The sequence below is a fragment of the Spirosoma luteum DSM 19990 genome, from assembly GCF_000374065.1.
GTDB classification, from domain to species: domain Bacteria; phylum Bacteroidota; class Bacteroidia; order Cytophagales; family Spirosomataceae; genus Spirosoma; species Spirosoma luteum.
In genome coordinates this window covers 1-19,064 of the sequence record NZ_KB893276.1, presented here as the reverse complement: position 1 = coordinate 19,064, position 19,064 = coordinate 1, and the positions used below count along the sequence as shown (strand labels likewise).

Genomic DNA, 19,064 nt, shown 5'->3' with positions numbered 1-19,064 from the left:
CCAGCCATGTATCAAATGGCATACCTTCTTTTTCAGTCCTGTACTTTTTAGTAGCCAGCTATGCCGAAAAAAGAACCCCGAATAAGCTGTTTTGTAGAAGCTCGATGTTCGTTAGGCGAAGGCCCCGCCTGGGATACAGATCGAAATGGTCTGTGGTGGGTCGATATTATCGGGCAGCGGGTCTACTTCGCGGAAGCCAGGGGCTATCCAGTCCGGTACTGGACCGTGCCCGAACCCATTGGCTTCGTCTTACCGAGTATCGATGGCCAGCTCTGGGCCGGTTTAAAATCGGGTTTGCATCTGGCAGACATAACCAACTCACCGGCGTTTTCCATTCAGCGGTTGAACTGCATTGATGCCGACCAACCGTCTATTCGATTTAACGACGCCACACTGGACGCAGCCGGGAATCTGTATGCGACCACGATGGACATGAAAACACAGGAGCCCCTGGGTACGATCATCCGGTATGCGTTTAACGCCGATGGTCAACTCTTATCCGAGGTCGTTCTGGCCAATAACTTTATGGTTGCCAACGGCCCGGCTGTTTCTCCCGATGGCCAGACACTGTATATACTGGAAAGTAGTGGTCATCCAGGCCGATCAAAAGGCGTTTGGCGGGCATCTATCGGGGAGGATGGCCTACTGGAAAAGGAAACATTGTGGCTTGACTGGCCTTATGAGGGTTCACCAGACGGGGGGACTACAGATTCGGCGGGTAATCTGTGGCTGGGCCATTACGGTGGAGATACCATTCGCCAGTATTCAACCGAAGGCCAGTTGCTACAGTCGATTCAACTTCCGGTCGTCAACCCAACCAAGCTAGCCATTCATCCGGATGGCACCCTCTTCGTTACCAGCGCCCGGGAGGGAGCCACCGACCAGCAACTGAGCGCTTACCCCTTAACGGGCAGTGTTCTGAGGGTACAGATTGATTAGGGCGTGTTGACAATCATGCTAACAAAATAAAAGCCGAAGCTAAATAAACAAACCCGGCAAAGCTCAAAGCCGCTTTCTCATAGCGAGTAGCGACCCGCCTGTATTGCTTGAGTTTATCGAAAAGCCGTTCCACCGCTCGGGCGGCCCGTTTGTTACGGTCCGTGTCCAAGTTTTCGGTAATTTACCGTTCAACAAGGCGATTCTTTTTGGAAGGAATGACGACTTCCGTATCGGCCTGCTCTAACCACTCTATCAATTCATTAGCATCATAGCCCCGGTCAGCCAAGACGCATCCATCTCACAACTCGCCAACAAGCTTTCAGCCTGTCAACACAAATCAGGACGGGTCAATGCTGAAACCGTTCATTTAAACGTCCGAATGATATCAGGGCAAGACACAATTGAAACAGGCTTTTTTTCTTTAAGTCAATTAGCTTAAAACCTTTCTGGTTTCAGTATGGCTTCTGTCCGATTGGGCGTTATCCTTATATGGGACTCTTTAGTTTTTTGACCAGTGACATTGCCATTGACCTGGGTACGGCCAATACATTGATTATGCACAACGGCCGCATCTTAGTGGATGAGCCCTCCGTTATTGCCATCGACAAACGAACCGGTAAGGTTCTAGCCATCGGCCATCAAGCCATGCAAATGCATGGGAAGACCAATGAGCACATCAAAACCATTCGCCCCCTGAAAGATGGGGTGATCGCCGACTTTACAGCCGCTGAATTAATGATCCGGGGCTTGGTGAAACTGCTCCCCCTAGGAAACAAACTGTTCACAGCCTCCCACCGGATGGTAGTCTGCATTCCATCGGGCATTACAGAGGTGGAGAAACGAGCCGTCAAGGATTCGTGCGAACATGCCGGGGCCAAAGAAGTTTATATGGTCTACGAACCCCTAGCTGCCGCCATGGGCATTGGCATTGACATTACTCAGCCTACGGGCATAATGATTATTGACATCGGTGGGGGCACCACCGAAATTGCCGTCATTGCCTTATCGGGCATCGTCTGTGAACAATCCATCCGCATTGCGGGGGACGTCTTTACCCGTGACATCGTCGATTATATGCGTCGGGAACACAATCTGCTGATCGGTGAGCGGTCGGGGGAAGAAATAAAAATGCACATCGGTTCGGCTTTACCTGAGTTGCGCAGCCCCCCGGCGGATTATGAGATTCGGGGTCGTGATCTGATGACAGGCATCCCCAAAGAAATTAAGGTAACGTATGGGGAAATCGCCTATTGCCTCGACCGATCGATTGCCAAGATTGAGGAAGCCACCCTGAAAGTACTGGAAATGGCGCCCCCCGAATTATCGGCCGATATTTACACCAATGGTATCCACCTGACGGGTGGTGGAGCACTGTTACATGGGTTGGGTGAGCGCTTAGCCGCTAAAACCCAATTGCCGGTTCAAGTTGCCGATGACCCCCTTCGCGCCGTCGTTAAAGGTACGGGGGAGTTCATCAAGGATATGGCCAGGTACGAGTCAGTCCTGATTCGCTAAGCCAGAGCTAAAGGGGTTGATGACCCTGGGAAGTGGGGACATTTTATCCACCCGTTTTAGCAGTCCCATGTCTCTTGGGTACGTTTAGATAAAGTAACGCTTACCAGGGCTAATCCATTGGGGAAGCGCTAATGCTGCCAAATACTATCGCTCACGGCCATCGTTCATTAAAACGTACCAGTTAGCCTTAGGGTAGGGTTCACGAAGTTTATATCTTCTTTTCCATTTAACCCAATTGAGAACGGGCATGAGTGACCGTTGCGTACTTAATCTCGGTTTCCAGCCGCTTTTGCTCAGTCCTGTGCTGCCAGATAGGCCATCTCACCCAACCTCACATTCAGAACGCCAGCAGCAGTGCCGTCATGAACAGAAATCAGCTGCGCAGATAAAAGGGGTGATGTACACGCACCCGAATAGACAGGCTCGCCGATGACCACCTGCCGTCGGCAGCTTGCCACAGATAGCCATTGGCATCCTGAGCAATGGATTGTATATCATCAAATCTAGTCCGTTCCGCTCTTTTGTATAGGAGGTGAATTTCAGGCCATCAAATCGGTTAAGGCCGAATTTCGTGCCAAACCACATGAAACCCTGCCGATCCTGAAAAATGGCGTTCACCTCCCGGTGCGATAAGCCCTGCTCGGGTCCATAGTGTTGCACAGATCGCTTACCGTCTACTCTTCTCCGGGGTAAACAGGTTCAGATTCCACTCGTCGTACCAGTGAAGCTCCATTTTACCATCCTGGGTAATGGTGATGGGCAGGAACACGTACTGCGAATCCGGGTGACCGCCCCCATTCCATCGGTCACCCATGTAGAGGTAAGCGTTTGTGTACCCTGGAATTTTAAAAATATAGCACGGCTGAGAATTGAACGAGTTGTTTCCGGCATCACCCACGAACGGACTGCCATGGCTGGTGTAGGGGCCCATGATGTTTGAGGACGTGTAGTACGTAGCCGGGTTAGGTGTCCAGCCACTACATCCGCTCGTGAGCAGGTAATAAACACCATTTTTCTTCAAAATGCCGGGCCCCTCGCAGTGGGCTTCTATATCGGTGTCCTGGGTAGTGGTGCTCAGGTAATCATCCGATAAGGCCACCATCCGAATGGTGCGGTTGACATGATCGGCCGCATAGCCAATGTAAACTTTTTGCGTTTCAGGGTCCGTGTACATTCCAATATCCCGCGATTCATGCCCGTTGGGCCGGTAATGATGTTGCACAACAAACGGCCCGGTGGGTTTGTCGCTGACGGCCACACCCAGTTCCGCAATAGTATAGCGGTTGCCGTCGTAATGAAACCACATCACATACCGGTGCTTTACGGCGTCATAGATCACTTTGGGCCGTTCAAACGTTTCAATCGTATCTTTTGTCAATACTACGCCCTCGTTCTTCCAGTTGTAAAGATCTTTCGACGAATAACAGGATGCCCCCCGCGGTTCTCCCCGGTGTTCTCCGTACCAGTAGAAGGTTTTTAGGGAATCAATGTAAATAATATTGCCCCCATGACAGTCGATTGGAAGGCCATCATCGGCTAGCCACACGGCACCGGGCTTAAACGAGATGTGCTGCATTGGCTTCTGGGCAAAAGCGGGCAACCCGAGTGTAAATACACACCCGCTAATCAGCAAAACTTTACCAATTAGCCGCCCGGCAAAACAGACAATTCTCGTTTTCATAGTAGTCGACGTTAGTAGGTTTATGCAAAAGTAACACACTGTAACGGATGGTACTGCGCATATTTCTATTCCCGCTACGCGGGCCGTACCACCACCGTGACGGGTGATCAGAGCGTGCCCACGGTCAGCATCTCAGCCAACCCCAGCCTCACTATTACCCAGGGAGAAACCACCACCCTAACGGCTAACGCCAGTGGCGGCACTCCGCCCTTTGGCTTCGGCTGGTCAACCGGGGCTTCTTCCAGCACCATTACGGCCAGTGCCGATAGGCCTTACTCGGTCACGGTGACGGGAGCTAACGGCTGCTCGGCTACGGCCAGTGTGACGGTGAGTGTTATCCAGCCCAGCGGTCCTTTCGCCATCAAGGGGGTCACCACGGTGAGTTGTTCGCCCACCCTGCCAAACCGCTTCAGCGTCAACTTCACCCCCCGCCCACGAGTCCCTTTGCCATCACGGGGGTGACCACTATCAGTTGTACACCAGCTGGGGACCGGATCAGTCTGATTTTTTCGCCCGGCTACGGGGGGAGAACGGGCAGTCGATTGCCTTCGAGGTGGTCAATGAATCAATACCCACCATCGCGCCGGGCCCCTACGCACTGACGCTGGGCGATGGCCTGCAGGATGATGAGTTCAACACCAGTTCCTTCGTTAAATTTCCACCGGGCGAGTTGCGCTTCGATGGTGTAAACAAACTCATAGCATTCCTGTCATCGCCTTTTACTCTTCCTCTTTTTGAAAATCTCCGGAACAACTCCGGGGATTTTTTTGCCGACCCTGACAGACTATTATACCCTGATGAAGCGGAATGCCGATAGCCAGTAGGCATACTGTTTTTTTGTCTTCAGAATAAATGGCAGTATATCCGCGTAGATTCAATTGATGGTAAGGCAGTTGGCAAGGATTAAAGGACGAAAATGGTGCCCTGATTGATAGTAAAGAATTGAAATACTGATGGCTCGAAGCCGTATAATTTTTAACACGGATACTGTATCTGGCAGGAAAGGGAGTAGCCTGGAATTACTACGTACTTTTAGCTATCAGAGAGTACGTCTTCCTATTATACTGTACTATATTTATGAAACATTTTTTGACTGGGGTTGCCACGGGCCTGGCCATTGGTTACCTGATCGCTCCCCACTCGGGAAAGAATACCCGAAACCAACTGGCCACAGCCGCCAGTAACCAGAAAAAGGAACTGGAAGAACAATGGCTGCGGATTGAAAGCCAATGGGGAAAAACCGGTGAGCAGGTAAAACAGCTGATAGACACCATAAAGTCGTTTGCCCCCTGATTCAGTACAGCAAGGCCTGAATGCCGGCGGCCGGCGTACCGGTAGGTAATGAATTGATCCCTATGCCAATAACCATGCAGAAATCACTACACATAATAGCGTTACTCGTGCTGACCGTTCCGTTGGCACTGGCCCAAAAATCAGCCTCCCGCCAAGAGTGGGTCCGTATTTTCAACGGAAAAGACCTCAGCGGCTGGGATATCAAAATTGCCGGACTACCACTCAATGACAATTATAAAAACACCGTTCGGGTCGAGGATGGGATGATGCGCATTGCCTATGACCAGTACAAAACCTTCGATGGTAAATACGGCCACATCTACTACAAAAAGCCGTTCTCCTATTACCGGGTGCGTTTTATGTACCGGTTTGTAGGGGAGCAGACCCCCGGTGGTGACAGCTGGAATGTACGGAATAGTGGCATAATGGTCCATTCGCAGTCGGCGCAGAGCCTGTCGTTGGATCAAACTTTTCCGGTATCACTCGAACTCCAGTTGCTGGGTGGGTTGGGCAAAGGGCCGCGCCACACGGGCAACGTGTGCACCCCCGGCACCCAGGTCCACATGAACAACAAACTCCAGGAAGCGCACTGCATCGACTCCGACTCGAAAACCTACGACGGCGACCAGTGGATAACGGCCGAAGCTATTGTGCTGGGTGATTCTATTGTACACCACGTGGTTAATGGGGATACCGTCCTGACGTTCGAGCGTCCGCAGGTGGGCGGAGGGTTTACCGCCCCCGACAACTGGCAGTCCGGGCATTTCAGCGACGAAGCCGCCAAATACTGGATTAGCCGCGCCAACACGCCCCTCGGCGAAGGCTATATTGCGTTGCAGGCCGAGAGCCACCCCATCGATTTTAAAAACGTGGAAGTGCTCGACCTGAAAGGGTGCACGGACCCCAAAGCGTTGAATTACAAGTCGTACTTCGTGAAGTCCGATAATACGCAGTGCCAGTACAAAAAGCGGTAGACTCTCTGTTCGGCTCCCACATGAAGCGTATAACCAGCATTGATGTAGCGCGTGGACTGGTCATGGTCATTATGGCCCTGGACCATGTGCGCGATTTGCTGCACACACCCGCTCTCACGCAAAACCCCACGGACTTAACCACTACGACACCCGCTCTTTTTATGACCCGCTGGGTCACGCATTTGTGTGCCCCAACATTTGTGTTTTTGTCCGGAACATCGGCGTATCTATCGCTTCGGAAGCAGATGACAGCCAATCAGCCCGGTGCAGTAGGGCGGCAATTTCTGCTGAAGCGCGGGCTGGTCCTCATCCTGCTCGAACTGACCATTATCAACTTTGCTTTCTGGTTCGATATCCACTTTCAAACTATTATGCTGCAGGTGATTTACGCCATTGGGGGCGGTCTGGTGCTGCTTTCCCTACTGTCGAAGTTGCCGGTAAAGTGGGTCGGGGTTATCGGGTTGGTGATTGTGTTTGGGCATAATCTGTTGCAGGGCGTACCTGCCTTTAGCGATCCAGCCGCCCGGTTGGGTTGGTCTTTATTGTTCCGAACGGAGTTGTTTGCGGTCAGTCCCGCCTTTACCTTACTGGTAGGCTACCCGCTTGTTCCCTGGCTGGGAATAATGCTCACGGGCTTTGCCTGCGGGCGGTTGATGGAACGGCCATCCGGGGAGCGGAAATTACTGCTGCTACGCATTGGCCTGGTGGCACTAAGCTTGTTTATCCTGCTCCGCTTCCTGAATCGCTACGGCGACCCGGCTCCTTGGTCTCCGCAGAAAAACGGGCTATTCTCCCTGCTCTCCTTTATTAACCTGACAAAGTACCCGCCATCGCTGTTGTATGACCTGCTGATGCTCGGCCTGATGCTGGTATTCCTGGCCGGGATAGAGGGGGTTACCAACACCGTTACCCGCTGGCTAACGGTATACGGTACGGTGCCCATGTTTTATTACATCCTGCACTGGTACCTGGTCCATCTGTCCATGCTGGCCATGAGTTTCCTGCAGGGTTACTCGTGGGCCGACATACCAACAGGACCCCTGAATTTTGGCCGACCGGCGGGGGCTGGTATCTCTTTACCCGGCGTATATGCTGTTTGGTTCGGTCTGGTTCTGTTGCTGTATCCCGCCTGTACCTGGTATGGTCGCTACAAAGTACAGCATCCCGAAATCGGGTGGTTACGGTATGTATAGATTTTGTTGACCGGTAGCTTTTACTGCTCAATGAGCGGGCTACGGGTTCAGACCCATAAATTAGCCTGAACACCCATTTGTTTTTGGGCAATTATCTGGGTAGGTTTAGTCAGTTGACAGACCTTGAGTACTCTAGTAATCAGAGAATACAGACATTAGTATATGGTAAACCGATTTGCAAATCAGATAGCCATCGTTACGGGTGGTGCGGAAGGTATTGGGAAAGGCATTGCCCGGCGGCTGGCAACGGAGGGGGCCACGGTGGCCCTGTTCGATATTAACCACGTAGCCCTCCAGCGGACGGTAGCTACTTTTGTCGGGGAGGGATTTACCGTCACGGGCCACGTTGTCGATGTGTCGCAGGAGAGTTCAGTTGAAAAAGAAGTGCAGGCGGTTGTTGACGCAGCTGGCCGGCTGGATATTATGATCAATTCGGCGGGAATTGTTGGGCCAACCAGCACCAAAATCACGGACTATTCCGTCGCCGATTTTGACCGGATGTACCACACCAATCTGCGGGGCGCATTTCTGATGACCAAATGCGCGCTGAAAGCAATGGAGAAAAATAACTACGGGCGCATTCTGCACCTGGCCTCAATTGCCGGTAAAGAAGGAAATCCGTTCATGGCGGGTTACTCCTCCACCAAAGCAGGCGTAATCGGGCTGGTGAAGGGCATCGGAAAAGAGTATGCCGAAACGGGCATCACCATCAATGGACTGGCTCCGGCCGTTATCAATACGGCCATGAACAAGGAAACCGCCCCCGAGCAGCTGGCGTACATGACCGCTAAAATACCGATGAAGCGGTTGGGTACGGTGGAGGAGGTAGCCGCCATGGCGGCCTGGATTGTGTCTGAAGAAGCCAGCTTCACCACCGGGTTTATCTTCGATTTGTCGGGCGGACGAGCCACGTATTGAGTGGGGTAGTGGTTGAAACCCGGGCCTGAACCCAGCCGGTACTGGCCCGGCCGTTGATTCTGCCGGGGTGGTACGTCGGCTCAAAAACCGAATGGGGGCACTCCCAACCCCGAAACGGGCATTCGGCCGGTTTCTTTTTGGCTGCGTATCGGAAAGAAGTAGTTTTGTTCATAAACCAAGCATACTATGTCCAATCGTCTGACGAATTCGCAAAAATGGCAACTCGCCCTGAGCGTGTTCGTTATTTACTGGCCCATTCGTCTGTATGTCAACATAGGTGCCTGGACGCAGGCCATGATTACCCGGAGTATCCCCTTCTGGATTCTGGAAATTGTCCTGAGCGTGCTGTTTTTTTACGCCTGGATTACCGTGACGGAATGGTTGCAGCAACACTTGTTCAAACAGTTTGGCGAAGGGTTCCTAATCGAGTTTAAAATACCGGCTCAACTGGCTACGCTGGCCATTGCCAGTGCGCTGGCCGTTTGTTTCAACTTTGCTTTTTACGGCATCTGGCACGGACTGGACAGCACGCTGGAAAAACAGTTTGGTATTCGGAAAGAACAGGATATTCGTCCCCAGCAGGCCGAGCTGCCACCGGTTGTTCAGGAAGAACGGCGCAAACGGTCCGAGCAGCGTCGGCGGGTAAACAACGGGATGACCGTAATGGCCATGCTGTCTGCGTTTTATCTGGCGGCTAACCGCCGTACCTACCGGCGGCTGGAAGATGTACAGGTACAGGCGGAACGGCTGGAAAAGGAAAACGTTCAGGCCCAGTTTGCCGCGCTGAAAAGCCAGGTAAACCCGCATTTTCTGTTCAACAGTCTCAGCATTCTATCATCGCTGGTTCATGCCGATGCCGAACTGTCCGAAAAATTCATCGACCAGTTATCACGGGCCTACCGCTATATTCTGGAGCAGAAAGACAATGAGCGCGTACTGCTCAAAACCGAACTGGAGTTTATTCAGGCTTACCGGTTTTTACTCAATATACGCTTCGAGAACAAATTCGATGTGATTATCAACGTACCCGAAGTGGACCAGACGCGCTACAGCATTGCTCCGCTAACCCTCCAGTTATTAGTCGAAAATGCGGTGAAGCACAATCGGATGTCGGCCAAAGAACCGCTACAGGTGCAGATTCAACTGGAGGACGACAATCTCGTGGTGCGCAATAACCTCCAACCCCGTCCGCAATCGGAGAACTCAACGGGCGTAGGGCTGCAAAACATCATTACCCGGTATACCCTGCTCACCGAACGACGCGTTTGGGTGGGTGAAAGTGATGGCAGTTTTGTGGTAAAAGTACCGCTGCTGGTCAACGAACGCATAAGCGGCCTGCCAGTTGATGAATTTGCCTCCGAGCGGGTCGGAGCTGTACTGGGCTGAAGAATCCTCAACCAGTAAACAGATGCCTCTTTAGCACACTTCTTCCACGCTTAATCAAGTAAAACCGGGCCGCCGGTACGGAGCGAAAAGATGGCGCGGCAGAAATTTCACTCATTCGCTCTCTACTCATCATGAACGTAGTTATTATTGAAGATGAAAACCTGACGGCCAAACGGCTCGAGAGTCTGCTCCATAAATATGATCCGGCCATTACCGTCTTGAACAGGATTCCGTCGGTGGCCGAAGCGGTGACCTGGTTCCGGGAACCCCACCCGCCCGTAGAACTGGTGTTCATGGACATTCACCTCGAAGATGACCTGGGTTTTCGCATTTTTGAACAGACATCCCTGACCATACCGGTTATTTTCACGACTGCCTACGATGAATACATGATTCAGGCGTTTAAGGTCAACAGCATCGACTACCTCCTCAAACCCATCAACTATAACGAACTGGTAGCGGCTATCGAGAAATTTAAATCCCTGAAAAAACAGTTTGGGCAGGAGGCCGCTCCCGCTCCCGATATTGACACGCTGCTCAGCCTGATCGGAAAATCGAAACAGACCGATTATAAAGACCGGTTTATGATTACGGTAGGCGCAAAAATCCGCAGCATCGAAACCTCCGACATCGCCTATTTTTATCTCGAAGAGAAAATTGTTTTTTTAGTAACCAGAGATGGGCTTTCGCTCCCCGTCGATTACAGTCTGGATAAGCTGACGCAGTTGCTGAATCCGCGGCATTTTTTCCGTATAAGCCGTCAGTTTCTGGTGTCGCTGCCGGCCATTCAACAGATTCATGCTTACTCGGCGGGTAAGCTCAAACTGGACCTGGTCCCCAAATCCCGGCAGGAAGTATTCGTCAGTGGCGACCGGATGACCGAGTTTAAAGAGTGGCTGGGTAAGTAGTTCGGCTTGATAACCGTACCTTTGTGGTATGGACAAACCAGACCAGCCCCGTCGGGCACGCGGTCAGCGTACCGACACTAAACTCCCCGTATCAGAACCCAGCGAGTTAATGGCGTTCCTGATCGCCCATTTGCCGCACAAGAACCGGAGCAACATAAAATCATTGCTGAGCAACAAACAGGTGCTGATTGATGGGAAAGTATTTACCCAGTTCAATCATCCGTTACGGCCGGGGCAGATTGTGACCGTTGCGGCTAACCGCGTTCCCGAAATGGCGCAGTACCGGGGGCTAACTATCCTGTACGAAGACCCGGCCATTATCGTGATTCATAAGCATGCCGGTCTGCTGTCGATGGCTACTAATAAAGAGCGGGACCGTACCGCTTACGGTATTCTGAGCGAATACGTGAAGAAAATAAATCCCCAGAACAAAATATTTATCATTCACCGGCTCGACCGAGAAACGTCGGGCGTGATGATGTTTGCCCGGAGTGAGCACGTTCAGCGGCTGATGCAGGAGTCGTGGAATGCCACCACCCGGCAGCGTACCTATGTGGCGCTGGTGGAAGGTGTTCCGGAACCACCCAAAGGAACCATCACGTCGTACCTGCATGAGAGTAAGGCGCTGATCGTGTATTCGAGTCAGAACCCGGACAACGGGCAGTTGTCCATCACTAACTATTCGGTGCTTAAATCGGGTAATGGCTTTTCGCTGCTGGAACTGGAACTGGAAACGGGTCGGAAAAACCAGATTCGGGTACACATGCAGGATATTGAGCACCCTATTGCGGGCGATGTCAAGTATGGTTCCAAAACCAACCCAATTGGGCGCCTGGGCCTACACGCCGAAGTGCTGGCTTTCGAGCACCCCATAACGGGGGAATCCATGCGCTTCGATGCCCCGGTACCGAAGATTTTCCTTACGGCGGTAAAGGAGAAAATAGACGAGTAGGCTGGCTGGGGTATACGCCTGACCCCGCTCTGCCTACTGCGTAATCCGGTAGCGCAGCAACACCCAGATGGCTTCAATGCCGTCGAACCACGAAATCTTTTTGCCCTCGGCAACTGACCGGGGGTAATAGCTGATAGGTAGCTCTTTAATCCGGATGCCGCGTTTGGCTACTTTGGCCGTCACTTCCGGACAAAACTCAAAGCGGGTACAGTTCAGGGGAATCGAGCGCAGGAAGTCCGCATCGAATACTTTGTAGCAGGTTGGCTCATCGGTAAGGCGCTGGTTGTACAGGACATTGGTTAGTAGCGTAACGACCTGGCCACCAATGTAAAAGCTCATGTACGAGTGCCGGTTTTCCGGCTTCAGGAATCGGGACCCGTAAATCACTTTTTCTTTCCCTTCGGCAATGGGTTGTACCAGCGCCATATAATCCTGGGGTTCGTACTCCAGGTCGGCATCCTGCACCAGGGCAATATCGCCCGTCATGTATTTGATGGCTGTACGGATAGCAGCCCCCTTCCCCTGGTTATGGTCGTGCAGAACCACCTTCAGGTTCGGTACGGATGCGTAGGTGGCCAGCCGTTCGCGGGTGCCATCGGTGGAGCCATCGTCTACGATGATAATTTCTTTATCGATAGGAACAGCCTGAATTTTTTCGAGTAGCGTATCAATGGAGTTAATCTCATTATAAGCAGGTATCAGAACAGAGAGTAGCATGAAGCAAAGATAAGGGAAAAGAGAAATCAACAGCGAATGGGTTATTTTCGTATCCAGTAAGGATACGAAAAACGCGGGTCACTTACCCGGACAAAGTCCTTCTGCAAACCAGCCCTCACCTGTTGAATAGCCCGCCTGTTGACTGGCTTCCGGAGAGCCGTACTATCATCAATCAGGCTGGCCCGGTTGCCAAACACCACAAATTTCAGGCTGGTATCGGCCAGTGCCCGCTGGTAGGTGTTGGGGTGAGAAGTGAGGTAATGTGTTGTTTGCATCTCGGTAAAAATAAAGGGCACATTAGGCTCCCGGTCCGACAGGTAATAAAGAGGCATGGCGTTATCGAACAGCAGCACATGGCCATTGGGTCCCGCTTTTTCCCGGATAAACGCCCCGGCCTGTTCCTCATCCTTGTAATCGGCCAGGGTTGTGAATCGTTTGATGGTTTGGGGTCGGTAGAGCAGCAGGCTAATCAAGAGCAGTAATGCAAACCCGCCACCACCGGCCAGCAACAGCCGATAAGGCACGTTTTGGTGGCGCGACTCATAACGCTTTAGCCATTGATCGGCCAGAAAAGCGAGGTGCAGGCAGAAGAATACGGCAGCCTGGAAAAAATAATGGCTGGCCTGCGTCTTCAGCATCGGAACACAGGCAAAAGCCGCCAGCAATAAAGCCAGCCAAATGGCCGGTGTTTGCTGGTAGAGGGTTCGGTAAGGCCGTTGCAAAACCAGAATGACCGACAGCAGCAGTAACAGCAGCAGCCAGCTTATCTTGATCAGAAACTTAGTCAGGAACAGGGTGTGGGCAGGGTAACCGCCAAACGGATAAATATACGTCCACTCGAGGTGCTCATCCAGCCGGTCTGTAGCGTAAAAATACAGGGCCGACAGCAGGAGGGGGGCCACAAACCCCGCCAGTACCCCCATTCCCCGGCCTACCATGGGCCAGAAGGTGAGCCGCCCCGTCAGGGCCAGCACCAGGATAAACGCACCAAAGCCAATCACGTAAAAAGCCGCCACGCTTTTAAAACACATGGCTATGCCCAGCAGCAAACCCGCACCCAGCCACCGCCAGGGGTATTTGCCATCCGTACGCGCCACCAGGGCGAAGGCGTTTAGTCCGAAAATGGCAATCCAGCTTTCGGGTTCCAGGAAGTTCATTTCCATGAAAAAGCAGCAAACCGCTGTCAGGGCAACGGTGAGCAGGGCCGCCCGCTCACTGAAAATTCGGGCCGCCCGCCAGGCCGACACCAGCACCCCCGTGGCCAGCAGCGTAATTAAGGCCGACACACTCGTATGATTATACCCCCCCAGCAGGTTCAGCAACACGTTTGTGGAGGCATACAGCAGATACGATTTCGAGGGAATAAAGTCGTACAGCGTATACCCCTCGTTGAGTGTACGGGCAATAATCAAGTACTCATACGCATCGTACCCATAACCGGAATTGTAGGTGAACAGAAAAAACAACGGACAGAATACTGCCAGAATCAATAAAAACCGCGTCATAAAAGGCTATCAGGGCGCAAAAAAACTGCCTGTTGCGCAGCAAATGTACTTGTTTACGAAGAAGTGATTGACCCCGTTCGCGCCTTTTATTCGCTTTACGACTGCCATGGGTAGCCAGGGTTTGGCTGATTTTTGTCGGGGAATGCCCGTTACAGAATTATCCGTTTGGTGGGTAGTTTGGCTTTTCGGGGCCCATTGTTGCCGGTTTGCTGGCTATTATGACGCGCACGGTTTTTCTTCATCGGTCTGTTCGTTGGATTCAACCCCAAAAAACGGGCATTCAGCGAGATTGATTTTCGGAGGGAGCACCGGGTGATGACCTTTGAGGTGTCAATCTAATCAGGCTATGAAAACGCTATTACTCTCCTTACTTATAGTTAGTGCAACGGCATCGTTTGCCCAGGTAGCACCAACGCCCGCAACACCAGCCATTCCCGGCACTACAACGCCGGCAACAACTGCACCGGCAACAACCGAAACTACACCCGCCAATCCGGCACCGCCCGACCCGTTCGGTAAAACACCCGCATCAACGACCACGCCGGATAGCTTTACCATGCCTGCCGAAACAACACCGGTCAGCGTACCGGCCCAAACGGCAGCTACCCCATCGGAAGCGCGGCCACTGGCCCCGGGTAACGGTAAACTCAGTGGTGTGCTGACGGACTCGACAACGAACAATCCCGTTGAGTTTGCCACCATCGCCCTGGTCAGCACTACGTCCAATAAACCCATTGACGGAACAACGGCGGATGCCAAAGGGAAATTTACCCTCAATAAAGTGCCTGCCGGCAAATACCGCCTTGTCTACTCATTTATTGGCTATAAAGACAAGCGCAGTGCCGTAATTACCATCGAATCGGGTTCCGACATTAACCTGGGCACGATAAAAATCGGGGCCGATGTACGCACCCTCAGTGAAGTAAACGTAGTAGGGCAGGCCGCTCTGATTGAAGAGAAAGTAGACCGGCTTGTATACAATGCGGATAAAGATATTGCCGCCAAAGGAGGAGATGCCAGCGATATTATGCGGAAGGTACCCATGCTGTCGGTAGATCTTGATGGCAACGTAAGTTTGCGGGGCAGCAGCAACGTAACGGTTCTGATTAATAACAAGCCTTCCACCATTATGGCCAGTAGTGTGGCCGATGCCCTAAAGCAAATTCCGGCCGACCAGATCAAAACGGTTGAAGTAATTACATCGCCCTCCGCCAAATATGATGCAGAAGGGTCGGCGGGAATTATCAACATCGTAACCAAAAAGACCACCCTGCAGGGGGCTACGCTCGACATAAACGGCGGAGCCGGTAACCGGGGAAGTATGCTGGGGCTGCGCGGTAACTACCGTACCGGCAAAATGGGATTCTCCCTCAGCGGCTTTGGCCGGGCTGAATACAACGTAAGAGGGGCCTTCATGAACGACCAGACCACCCGGACGTACGATCTGGCAACGGACACTTACTCGGCCGGTACGCGGACAATTCAAACCGCCAATACCCTGAACCAACGGATTCATGGTAACTACCAGTTGGGCTGGGATTATGACATCGACAAAAACACATTCCTTACGGCCAGCATCCGGTACGGAGCACGGAACGGCATTACCAATCAGTTTAACCTCCTGACGCAAACTACCACCCCAACCAGTTTCTTCCCCATTGTGAACGACCGGAACGTGAAAACAACGGATCTGTCGGGCACATTGGATGCCAACGTGACCTATACCAAAACGTTTAAGCCACAGAAGGAATTTAGTGTACTTGCCCTCTACAGCCGAAACAACCGGACCAATAACTTCGTGGCTGATATTTTGAACGGAACCGATTTTCAGACCATCACCTCGCGTCAGAAAAACGAGAACCTGAGCTACAACCAGGAATCGACCATACAGGCCGACTACCAGACACCCATAAAAACCAATCAACTCATCGAGTTTGGCGGTAAAGGCATCCTGCGGCAGGTTAACAGCCAGTATCAGTACTTTCTAGCCAACGGCGATAATGGGGATTATCAGGTGGATAACAGCCGCACGGGCAACACGCTTTTTTACAATCAGAACATTGCTGCCAGTTACCTTTCCTATACGCTGACCACGAAGAACAAATACAGCATTAAGGCCGGTGCCCGGTACGAGTATACGTTTGTTGATGCCCGGTTCAGTACCGAAACGGCGGGCCAATCCACTGCCGTTCCTAACTATGGTAATCTGGTGCCCAGCATCAACATTTCTAAAAATTTGAAAGGCGGTAAAATTATCAAACTAGCCTACAACCGCCGGATTCAGCGGCCTGGTATCCAGTTTCTGAACCCCAACATCAACGCGGCCAACCCTACCAATATTACGATTGGTAACCCATTGCTCTCCCCCGAACTAACAGACAATGTTGAGTTTGGTACCAGTGCCAACATTAAAGGGCTGTATTTGAATGCTACCCTTTTTGCCCGCCGGACCAACAATGAGATTACGGCCGTTCGCGATGTATCGCAGTCACCCATCAGTGGGGTATTGCAGCAGGTGATCAGGACCAGTTACCTGAACGTCGGTCGTCAGGATGCGGCTGGCCTGAACCTGTTCGGTAACGGTACCCTGTTTGGCAAACTGCAACTGGGTGGTGGCATTGACATCTACCACGTTAGCCTAACGAACAACAATATCAACCCTATTTATTCGGCTTCTAATTCAGGCTGGGTAGTGGGTGGTCGGATCATGAGCAGCATGACGCTGGCCAACGGCTGGGGCTTCCAGCTATTCGGCGGTGCGCGGGGTAAGCAGGTGCAGTTGCAGGGTTCCCAGAGCAGCATGTACTTCTACAGCCTGGGTGTCCGGAAAGAGTTCAAGGACAAAAAAGCAAGCCTGGGACTGGCGGGAGAGAGCATTTTCAACCATCCGTTTGTACAGCGGGCTGAGTTATCTTCGCCCATCCTGACCCAGAGTTCACAAACCAGCTTCTACAACGCAGGGGTTCGCCTTACGTTCAGCTACAAACTGGGTAAAATGAGTTTCGATGCGCCACAAAAACGCCGGAAGTCGATCAATAACGACGACGTGAAAGGTGAAGGCGGTGGCGACGGCAACGAACAGCCGGCACAACCCCAGCAGTCGGCCCCGGCCGGTGGACGCACGGGTGGCGCTGCCCGCCCACGGTAACGATTAGATGCCAGTAATCTTTATCAACAAATAATTAATGCTGGAGTAACTTTAGATTAGGTTGGTGATCAATCCCTCTTGCCCTGCAGGAGGGGTTTCTCTTTTTGGATGCATTCTTCCCGTACCTTTGCCGCTTCACCCACTCTATATTTCCTATGAAATCAAAAAACCTGGTTAGCCTTTCCGTCTCTGTCGTTTTCTTTGTACTGGCCATCACAGGTCTGTTAATTTATTTCGGTCAGGGAAATCATGTGATTGACCATACGCACGCCTGGTTCGGCATACTTTTTTTCATTGCGGCCGTCTTTCACATCGTCAATAACTGGTCGTCGCTAACTGCATACGCCAGGAATCGCCGGACGGGTGGTATCCAGAAAGAGTTTATCCTGCCTGCTGTACTTGTCGTTATTTTTGCGGCCGGTATTGGGTTCGATGTGCCCGTTTTTGATAAGTTGGCCAATTTTGGCAAAGGCCTGTTTCGGGGGGAGAAGCCCAAGCAGGGACCTATGGCCCAAACCACCGCCGACTCCATTGCCAAAGCGGTGGAAATGGCGTACGTTGCTGCGTATAACAAAGCGGATACCGCAGCCCTGGCAACGGTGTTGCCCGCTAAAACAACGGTGATGACCCAGGCCGGAACTATGCTGAGTGGTCTGGATATTCAGCATAACCTGCTCAAACAAACAACGGCCGAAAAGCTGACGGCTAAAGTAGACAAAGCTGAAACGATTACCGATCAGCTGCTGATTGTACGGGGTACGTCTACCAGCACCGCCACAACTACACCTACCGTGTATACCCACATTCTGAAAGAGCAGGATAAGAAATGGCAGATAGTAGCCGTCCAGCAGGCGTATCCGTCCGTTCAGTAAGGTAGAATTTACCGCTCTATCACTAAGCAGCAAAATGGCTCATCACAGGCGTGGTGAGCCATTTTCTGTTGCTGTATAGACAACCCACAGCTGCCACGAAATGAAGGCGACAGGCGTATGGATAAGGTATTAAAACACGGATTGTAAGCCCGATTCTGACCGGTTCAGGATTCATTCCTTAAAAAGTTAGACTTTTCCCAAATTTGATTTATTTAGTAAACTCTGTTGACTAAATGAGGGTTACGGTAGTGGGTTAAAAGAATAGTAATTGAACGTGAATACTGGATTAGATTCAAGACGCTGAAAGCGCAATAGGGGCAGTAGAGCTAAATTTGTGGTGTCTAAGCCAACAAATCAAACTCCTCGCCCCTATGCAGTCGCAAATTTCCGAAGAAAAACTCATTGAACTCTTCATTGCAGTCGATGATTTTGTCAATCTATTTGATCAATGGCTGGCCAGTCGGGCTTTAGCCCCCACTCGCCAGCCAACCCGACAGCCTGAGTTAAGCAACAGCGAAATCATCACTATCCTGGTCTATTATCATCACTCAGGCTACAAAAACTTTCAATACTATTATCAGCGGTTAGTTCAAACTCAAATGCCTACCTACTTCCCCCGGCTTGTTACTTATCAGCGATTTATCGACTTGCTACCCCGGCAGGTAGCCACCATCCATGTGCTGACCAAATACCTATGTCTGCTTAGCAAACGGACCGGTTGCTATTTCGCCGATAGCAAGAAACTGCCCGTCTGTGACAACCGCCGTATTCATTTCCATCGGGTCTTCAAAGACATCGCTAGCCGGGGCAAATCATCAACAGGCTGGTTTTACGGTCTCAAATTACACTTGGTTATCAATCAGTTAGGTCAGGTTATGAATTTTCTCCTTACGCCTGCCAGCGTCTCCGACAATAACGAAACAGTCTTGGGTCGGCTCTTGGGAAGCCTAACCGGCAAATGCTATGCTGACAAAGGCTACATCAGTAAACTCTTCGAGCAGTTTTATCAGCAGGGACTTCATATCATTACTAAAATCCGCAAAAACATGAAGAATTCGGTGAT

Annotated in this window: 17 protein-coding genes and 2 pseudogenes; 14 read left to right on the top strand and 5 right to left on the bottom strand. The window is 51.6% G+C overall.

From position 1 onward, the window contains the following. Positions 1 to 60: 60 nt before the first annotated feature. Positions 61 to 939: an SMP-30/gluconolactonase/LRE family protein gene (locus B156_RS0121150; protein ID WP_018621783.1), complete on the top strand. Its 879-nt coding sequence runs from the start codon at positions 61 to 63 to the stop codon at positions 937 to 939. Between the two features lie 13 nt (positions 940 to 952). On the opposite strand, the pseudogene B156_RS32655 reads toward B156_RS0121150, so the two are convergent. After that, positions 953 to 1,072: pseudogene (locus tag B156_RS32655) on the bottom strand (IS5/IS1182 family transposase); the annotation flags it as partial. A 356-nt stretch (positions 1,073 to 1,428) separates the two neighbouring features. Between B156_RS32655 and B156_RS0121140 the strand changes: the two are divergent. Then, positions 1,429 to 2,454, top strand: coding sequence for a rod shape-determining protein (locus B156_RS0121140; RefSeq protein WP_018621781.1), 1,026 nt, complete (start codon positions 1,429 to 1,431; stop codon positions 2,452 to 2,454). Between the two features lie 454 nt (positions 2,455 to 2,908). Here the strand turns inward: B156_RS0121140 and B156_RS30995 are convergent. Continuing rightward, positions 2,909 to 3,117, bottom strand: a pseudogene (locus B156_RS30995) (two-component regulator propeller domain-containing protein); the annotation flags it as partial. Positions 3,118 to 3,121: 4 nt separating this feature from the next. After that, positions 3,122 to 4,135, bottom strand: a complete 1,014-nt coding sequence (locus B156_RS0121135) for a glycoside hydrolase family 43 protein (protein WP_018621780.1) — start codon at positions 4,133 to 4,135, stop codon at positions 3,122 to 3,124. Between the two features lie 96 nt (positions 4,136 to 4,231). Here B156_RS0121135 and B156_RS0121130 point away from each other — a divergent pair, with 96 nt between their 5' ends. The 9 genes from B156_RS0121130 to B156_RS0121090 all read left to right on the top strand — a co-directional run bounded on the left by B156_RS0121130 (position 4,232) and on the right by B156_RS0121090 (position 11,759). Further along, positions 4,232 to 4,597 carry a hypothetical protein gene (locus B156_RS0121130; protein WP_018621779.1) on the top strand — a complete coding sequence of 122 codons (366 nt, stop codon included), beginning with the start codon at positions 4,232 to 4,234 and terminating at the stop codon, positions 4,595 to 4,597. Between the two features lie 10 nt (positions 4,598 to 4,607). Continuing rightward, positions 4,608 to 4,952: a hypothetical protein gene (locus tag B156_RS0121125; protein WP_018621778.1), complete on the top strand. Its 345-nt coding sequence runs from the start codon at positions 4,608 to 4,610 to the stop codon at positions 4,950 to 4,952. A gap of 260 nt (positions 4,953 to 5,212) precedes the next feature. Then, on the top strand, positions 5,213 to 5,428 hold the full coding sequence (locus tag B156_RS0121120; protein WP_018621777.1) for a YtxH domain-containing protein: 216 nt from the start codon (positions 5,213 to 5,215) through the stop codon (positions 5,426 to 5,428). A 74-nt stretch (positions 5,429 to 5,502) separates the two neighbouring features. Beyond that, entirely contained in the window at positions 5,503 to 6,402 is a 900-nt protein-coding gene (locus tag B156_RS0121115; protein WP_026260963.1) for a 3-keto-disaccharide hydrolase, read from the top strand. A 20-nt stretch (positions 6,403 to 6,422) separates the two neighbouring features. Continuing rightward, positions 6,423 to 7,595: an acetyltransferase domain-containing protein gene (locus B156_RS0121110; protein WP_018621775.1), complete on the top strand. Its 1,173-nt coding sequence runs from the start codon at positions 6,423 to 6,425 to the stop codon at positions 7,593 to 7,595. Positions 7,596 to 7,757: 162 nt separating this feature from the next. Continuing rightward, positions 7,758 to 8,513, top strand: coding sequence for an SDR family NAD(P)-dependent oxidoreductase (locus B156_RS0121105; protein ID WP_018621774.1), 756 nt, complete (start codon positions 7,758 to 7,760; stop codon positions 8,511 to 8,513). Positions 8,514 to 8,699: 186 nt separating this feature from the next. Next, positions 8,700 to 9,899, top strand: a complete 1,200-nt coding sequence (locus B156_RS0121100) for a sensor histidine kinase (protein ID WP_018621773.1) — start codon at positions 8,700 to 8,702, stop codon at positions 9,897 to 9,899. A 131-nt stretch (positions 9,900 to 10,030) separates the two neighbouring features. Next, positions 10,031 to 10,807 (top strand): LytR/AlgR family response regulator transcription factor, encoded by a 777-nt coding sequence (locus tag B156_RS0121095; RefSeq protein ID WP_018621772.1) that lies wholly within the window; start codon positions 10,031 to 10,033, stop codon positions 10,805 to 10,807. Positions 10,808 to 10,835: 28 nt separating this feature from the next. After that, the gene (locus tag B156_RS0121090) at positions 10,836 to 11,759 is read left to right on the top strand and encodes an RluA family pseudouridine synthase (RefSeq protein WP_018621771.1); all 924 of its coding nucleotides are present in this window, start codon (positions 10,836 to 10,838) and stop codon (positions 11,757 to 11,759) included. Positions 11,760 to 11,792: 33 nt separating this feature from the next. Here B156_RS0121090 and B156_RS0121085 read toward each other — a convergent pair whose 3' ends face one another. Then, on the bottom strand, positions 11,793 to 12,476 hold the full coding sequence (locus B156_RS0121085; protein ID WP_018621770.1) for a glycosyltransferase family 2 protein: 684 nt from the start codon (positions 12,474 to 12,476) through the stop codon (positions 11,793 to 11,795). Between the two features lie 41 nt (positions 12,477 to 12,517). Beyond that, entirely contained in the window at positions 12,518 to 13,981 is a 1,464-nt protein-coding gene (locus B156_RS0121080; RefSeq protein ID WP_018621769.1) for an ArnT family glycosyltransferase, read from the bottom strand. Between the two features lie 346 nt (positions 13,982 to 14,327). Between B156_RS0121080 and B156_RS0121070 the strand changes: the two genes are divergently transcribed. From B156_RS0121070 to B156_RS0121060, 3 genes are all read left to right on the top strand, one after another. Next, on the top strand, positions 14,328 to 17,129 hold the full coding sequence (locus tag B156_RS0121070) for a TonB-dependent receptor (RefSeq protein WP_018621767.1): 2,802 nt from the start codon (positions 14,328 to 14,330) through the stop codon (positions 17,127 to 17,129). 155 nt (positions 17,130 to 17,284) lie between these two features. Beyond that, positions 17,285 to 18,001 carry a DUF4405 domain-containing protein gene (locus B156_RS0121065; protein ID WP_018621766.1) on the top strand — a complete coding sequence of 239 codons (717 nt, stop codon included), beginning with the start codon at positions 17,285 to 17,287 and terminating at the stop codon, positions 17,999 to 18,001. A 371-nt stretch (positions 18,002 to 18,372) separates the two neighbouring features. Then, a partial coding sequence (locus B156_RS0121060; protein ID WP_018620501.1) for an IS982 family transposase occupies positions 18,373 to 19,064 on the top strand: 692 nt, incomplete at its 3' end.

Excerpts from the sequence above, each read along its gene's own strand:
- B156_RS0121150 (WP_018621783.1), top strand. The coding sequence starts at position 61 with ATGCCGAAAAAAGAACCCCGAATAAGCTGTTTTGTAGAAGCTCGATGT.
- B156_RS0121140 (WP_018621781.1), top strand. The coding sequence starts at position 1,429 with ATGGGACTCTTTAGTTTTTTGACCAGTGACATTGCCATTGACCTGGGT.
- B156_RS0121135 (WP_018621780.1), bottom strand. The coding sequence starts at position 4,135 with ATGAAAACGAGAATTGTCTGTTTTGCCGGGCGGCTAATTGGTAAAGTT.
- B156_RS0121120 (WP_018621777.1), top strand. The coding sequence starts at position 5,213 with ATGAAACATTTTTTGACTGGGGTTGCCACGGGCCTGGCCATTGGTTAC.
- B156_RS0121115 (WP_026260963.1), top strand. The coding sequence starts at position 5,503 with ATGCAGAAATCACTACACATAATAGCGTTACTCGTGCTGACCGTTCCG.
- B156_RS0121110 (WP_018621775.1), top strand. The coding sequence starts at position 6,423 with ATGAAGCGTATAACCAGCATTGATGTAGCGCGTGGACTGGTCATGGTC.
- B156_RS0121105 (WP_018621774.1), top strand. The coding sequence starts at position 7,758 with ATGGTAAACCGATTTGCAAATCAGATAGCCATCGTTACGGGTGGTGCG.
- B156_RS0121100 (WP_018621773.1), top strand. The coding sequence starts at position 8,700 with ATGTCCAATCGTCTGACGAATTCGCAAAAATGGCAACTCGCCCTGAGC.
- B156_RS0121095 (WP_018621772.1), top strand. The coding sequence starts at position 10,031 with ATGAACGTAGTTATTATTGAAGATGAAAACCTGACGGCCAAACGGCTC.
- B156_RS0121090 (WP_018621771.1), top strand. The coding sequence starts at position 10,836 with ATGGACAAACCAGACCAGCCCCGTCGGGCACGCGGTCAGCGTACCGAC.
- B156_RS0121085 (WP_018621770.1), bottom strand. The coding sequence starts at position 12,476 with ATGCTACTCTCTGTTCTGATACCTGCTTATAATGAGATTAACTCCATT.
- B156_RS0121080 (WP_018621769.1), bottom strand. The coding sequence starts at position 13,981 with ATGACGCGGTTTTTATTGATTCTGGCAGTATTCTGTCCGTTGTTTTTT.
- B156_RS0121070 (WP_018621767.1), top strand. The coding sequence starts at position 14,328 with ATGAAAACGCTATTACTCTCCTTACTTATAGTTAGTGCAACGGCATCG.
- B156_RS0121065 (WP_018621766.1), top strand. The coding sequence starts at position 17,285 with ATGAAATCAAAAAACCTGGTTAGCCTTTCCGTCTCTGTCGTTTTCTTT.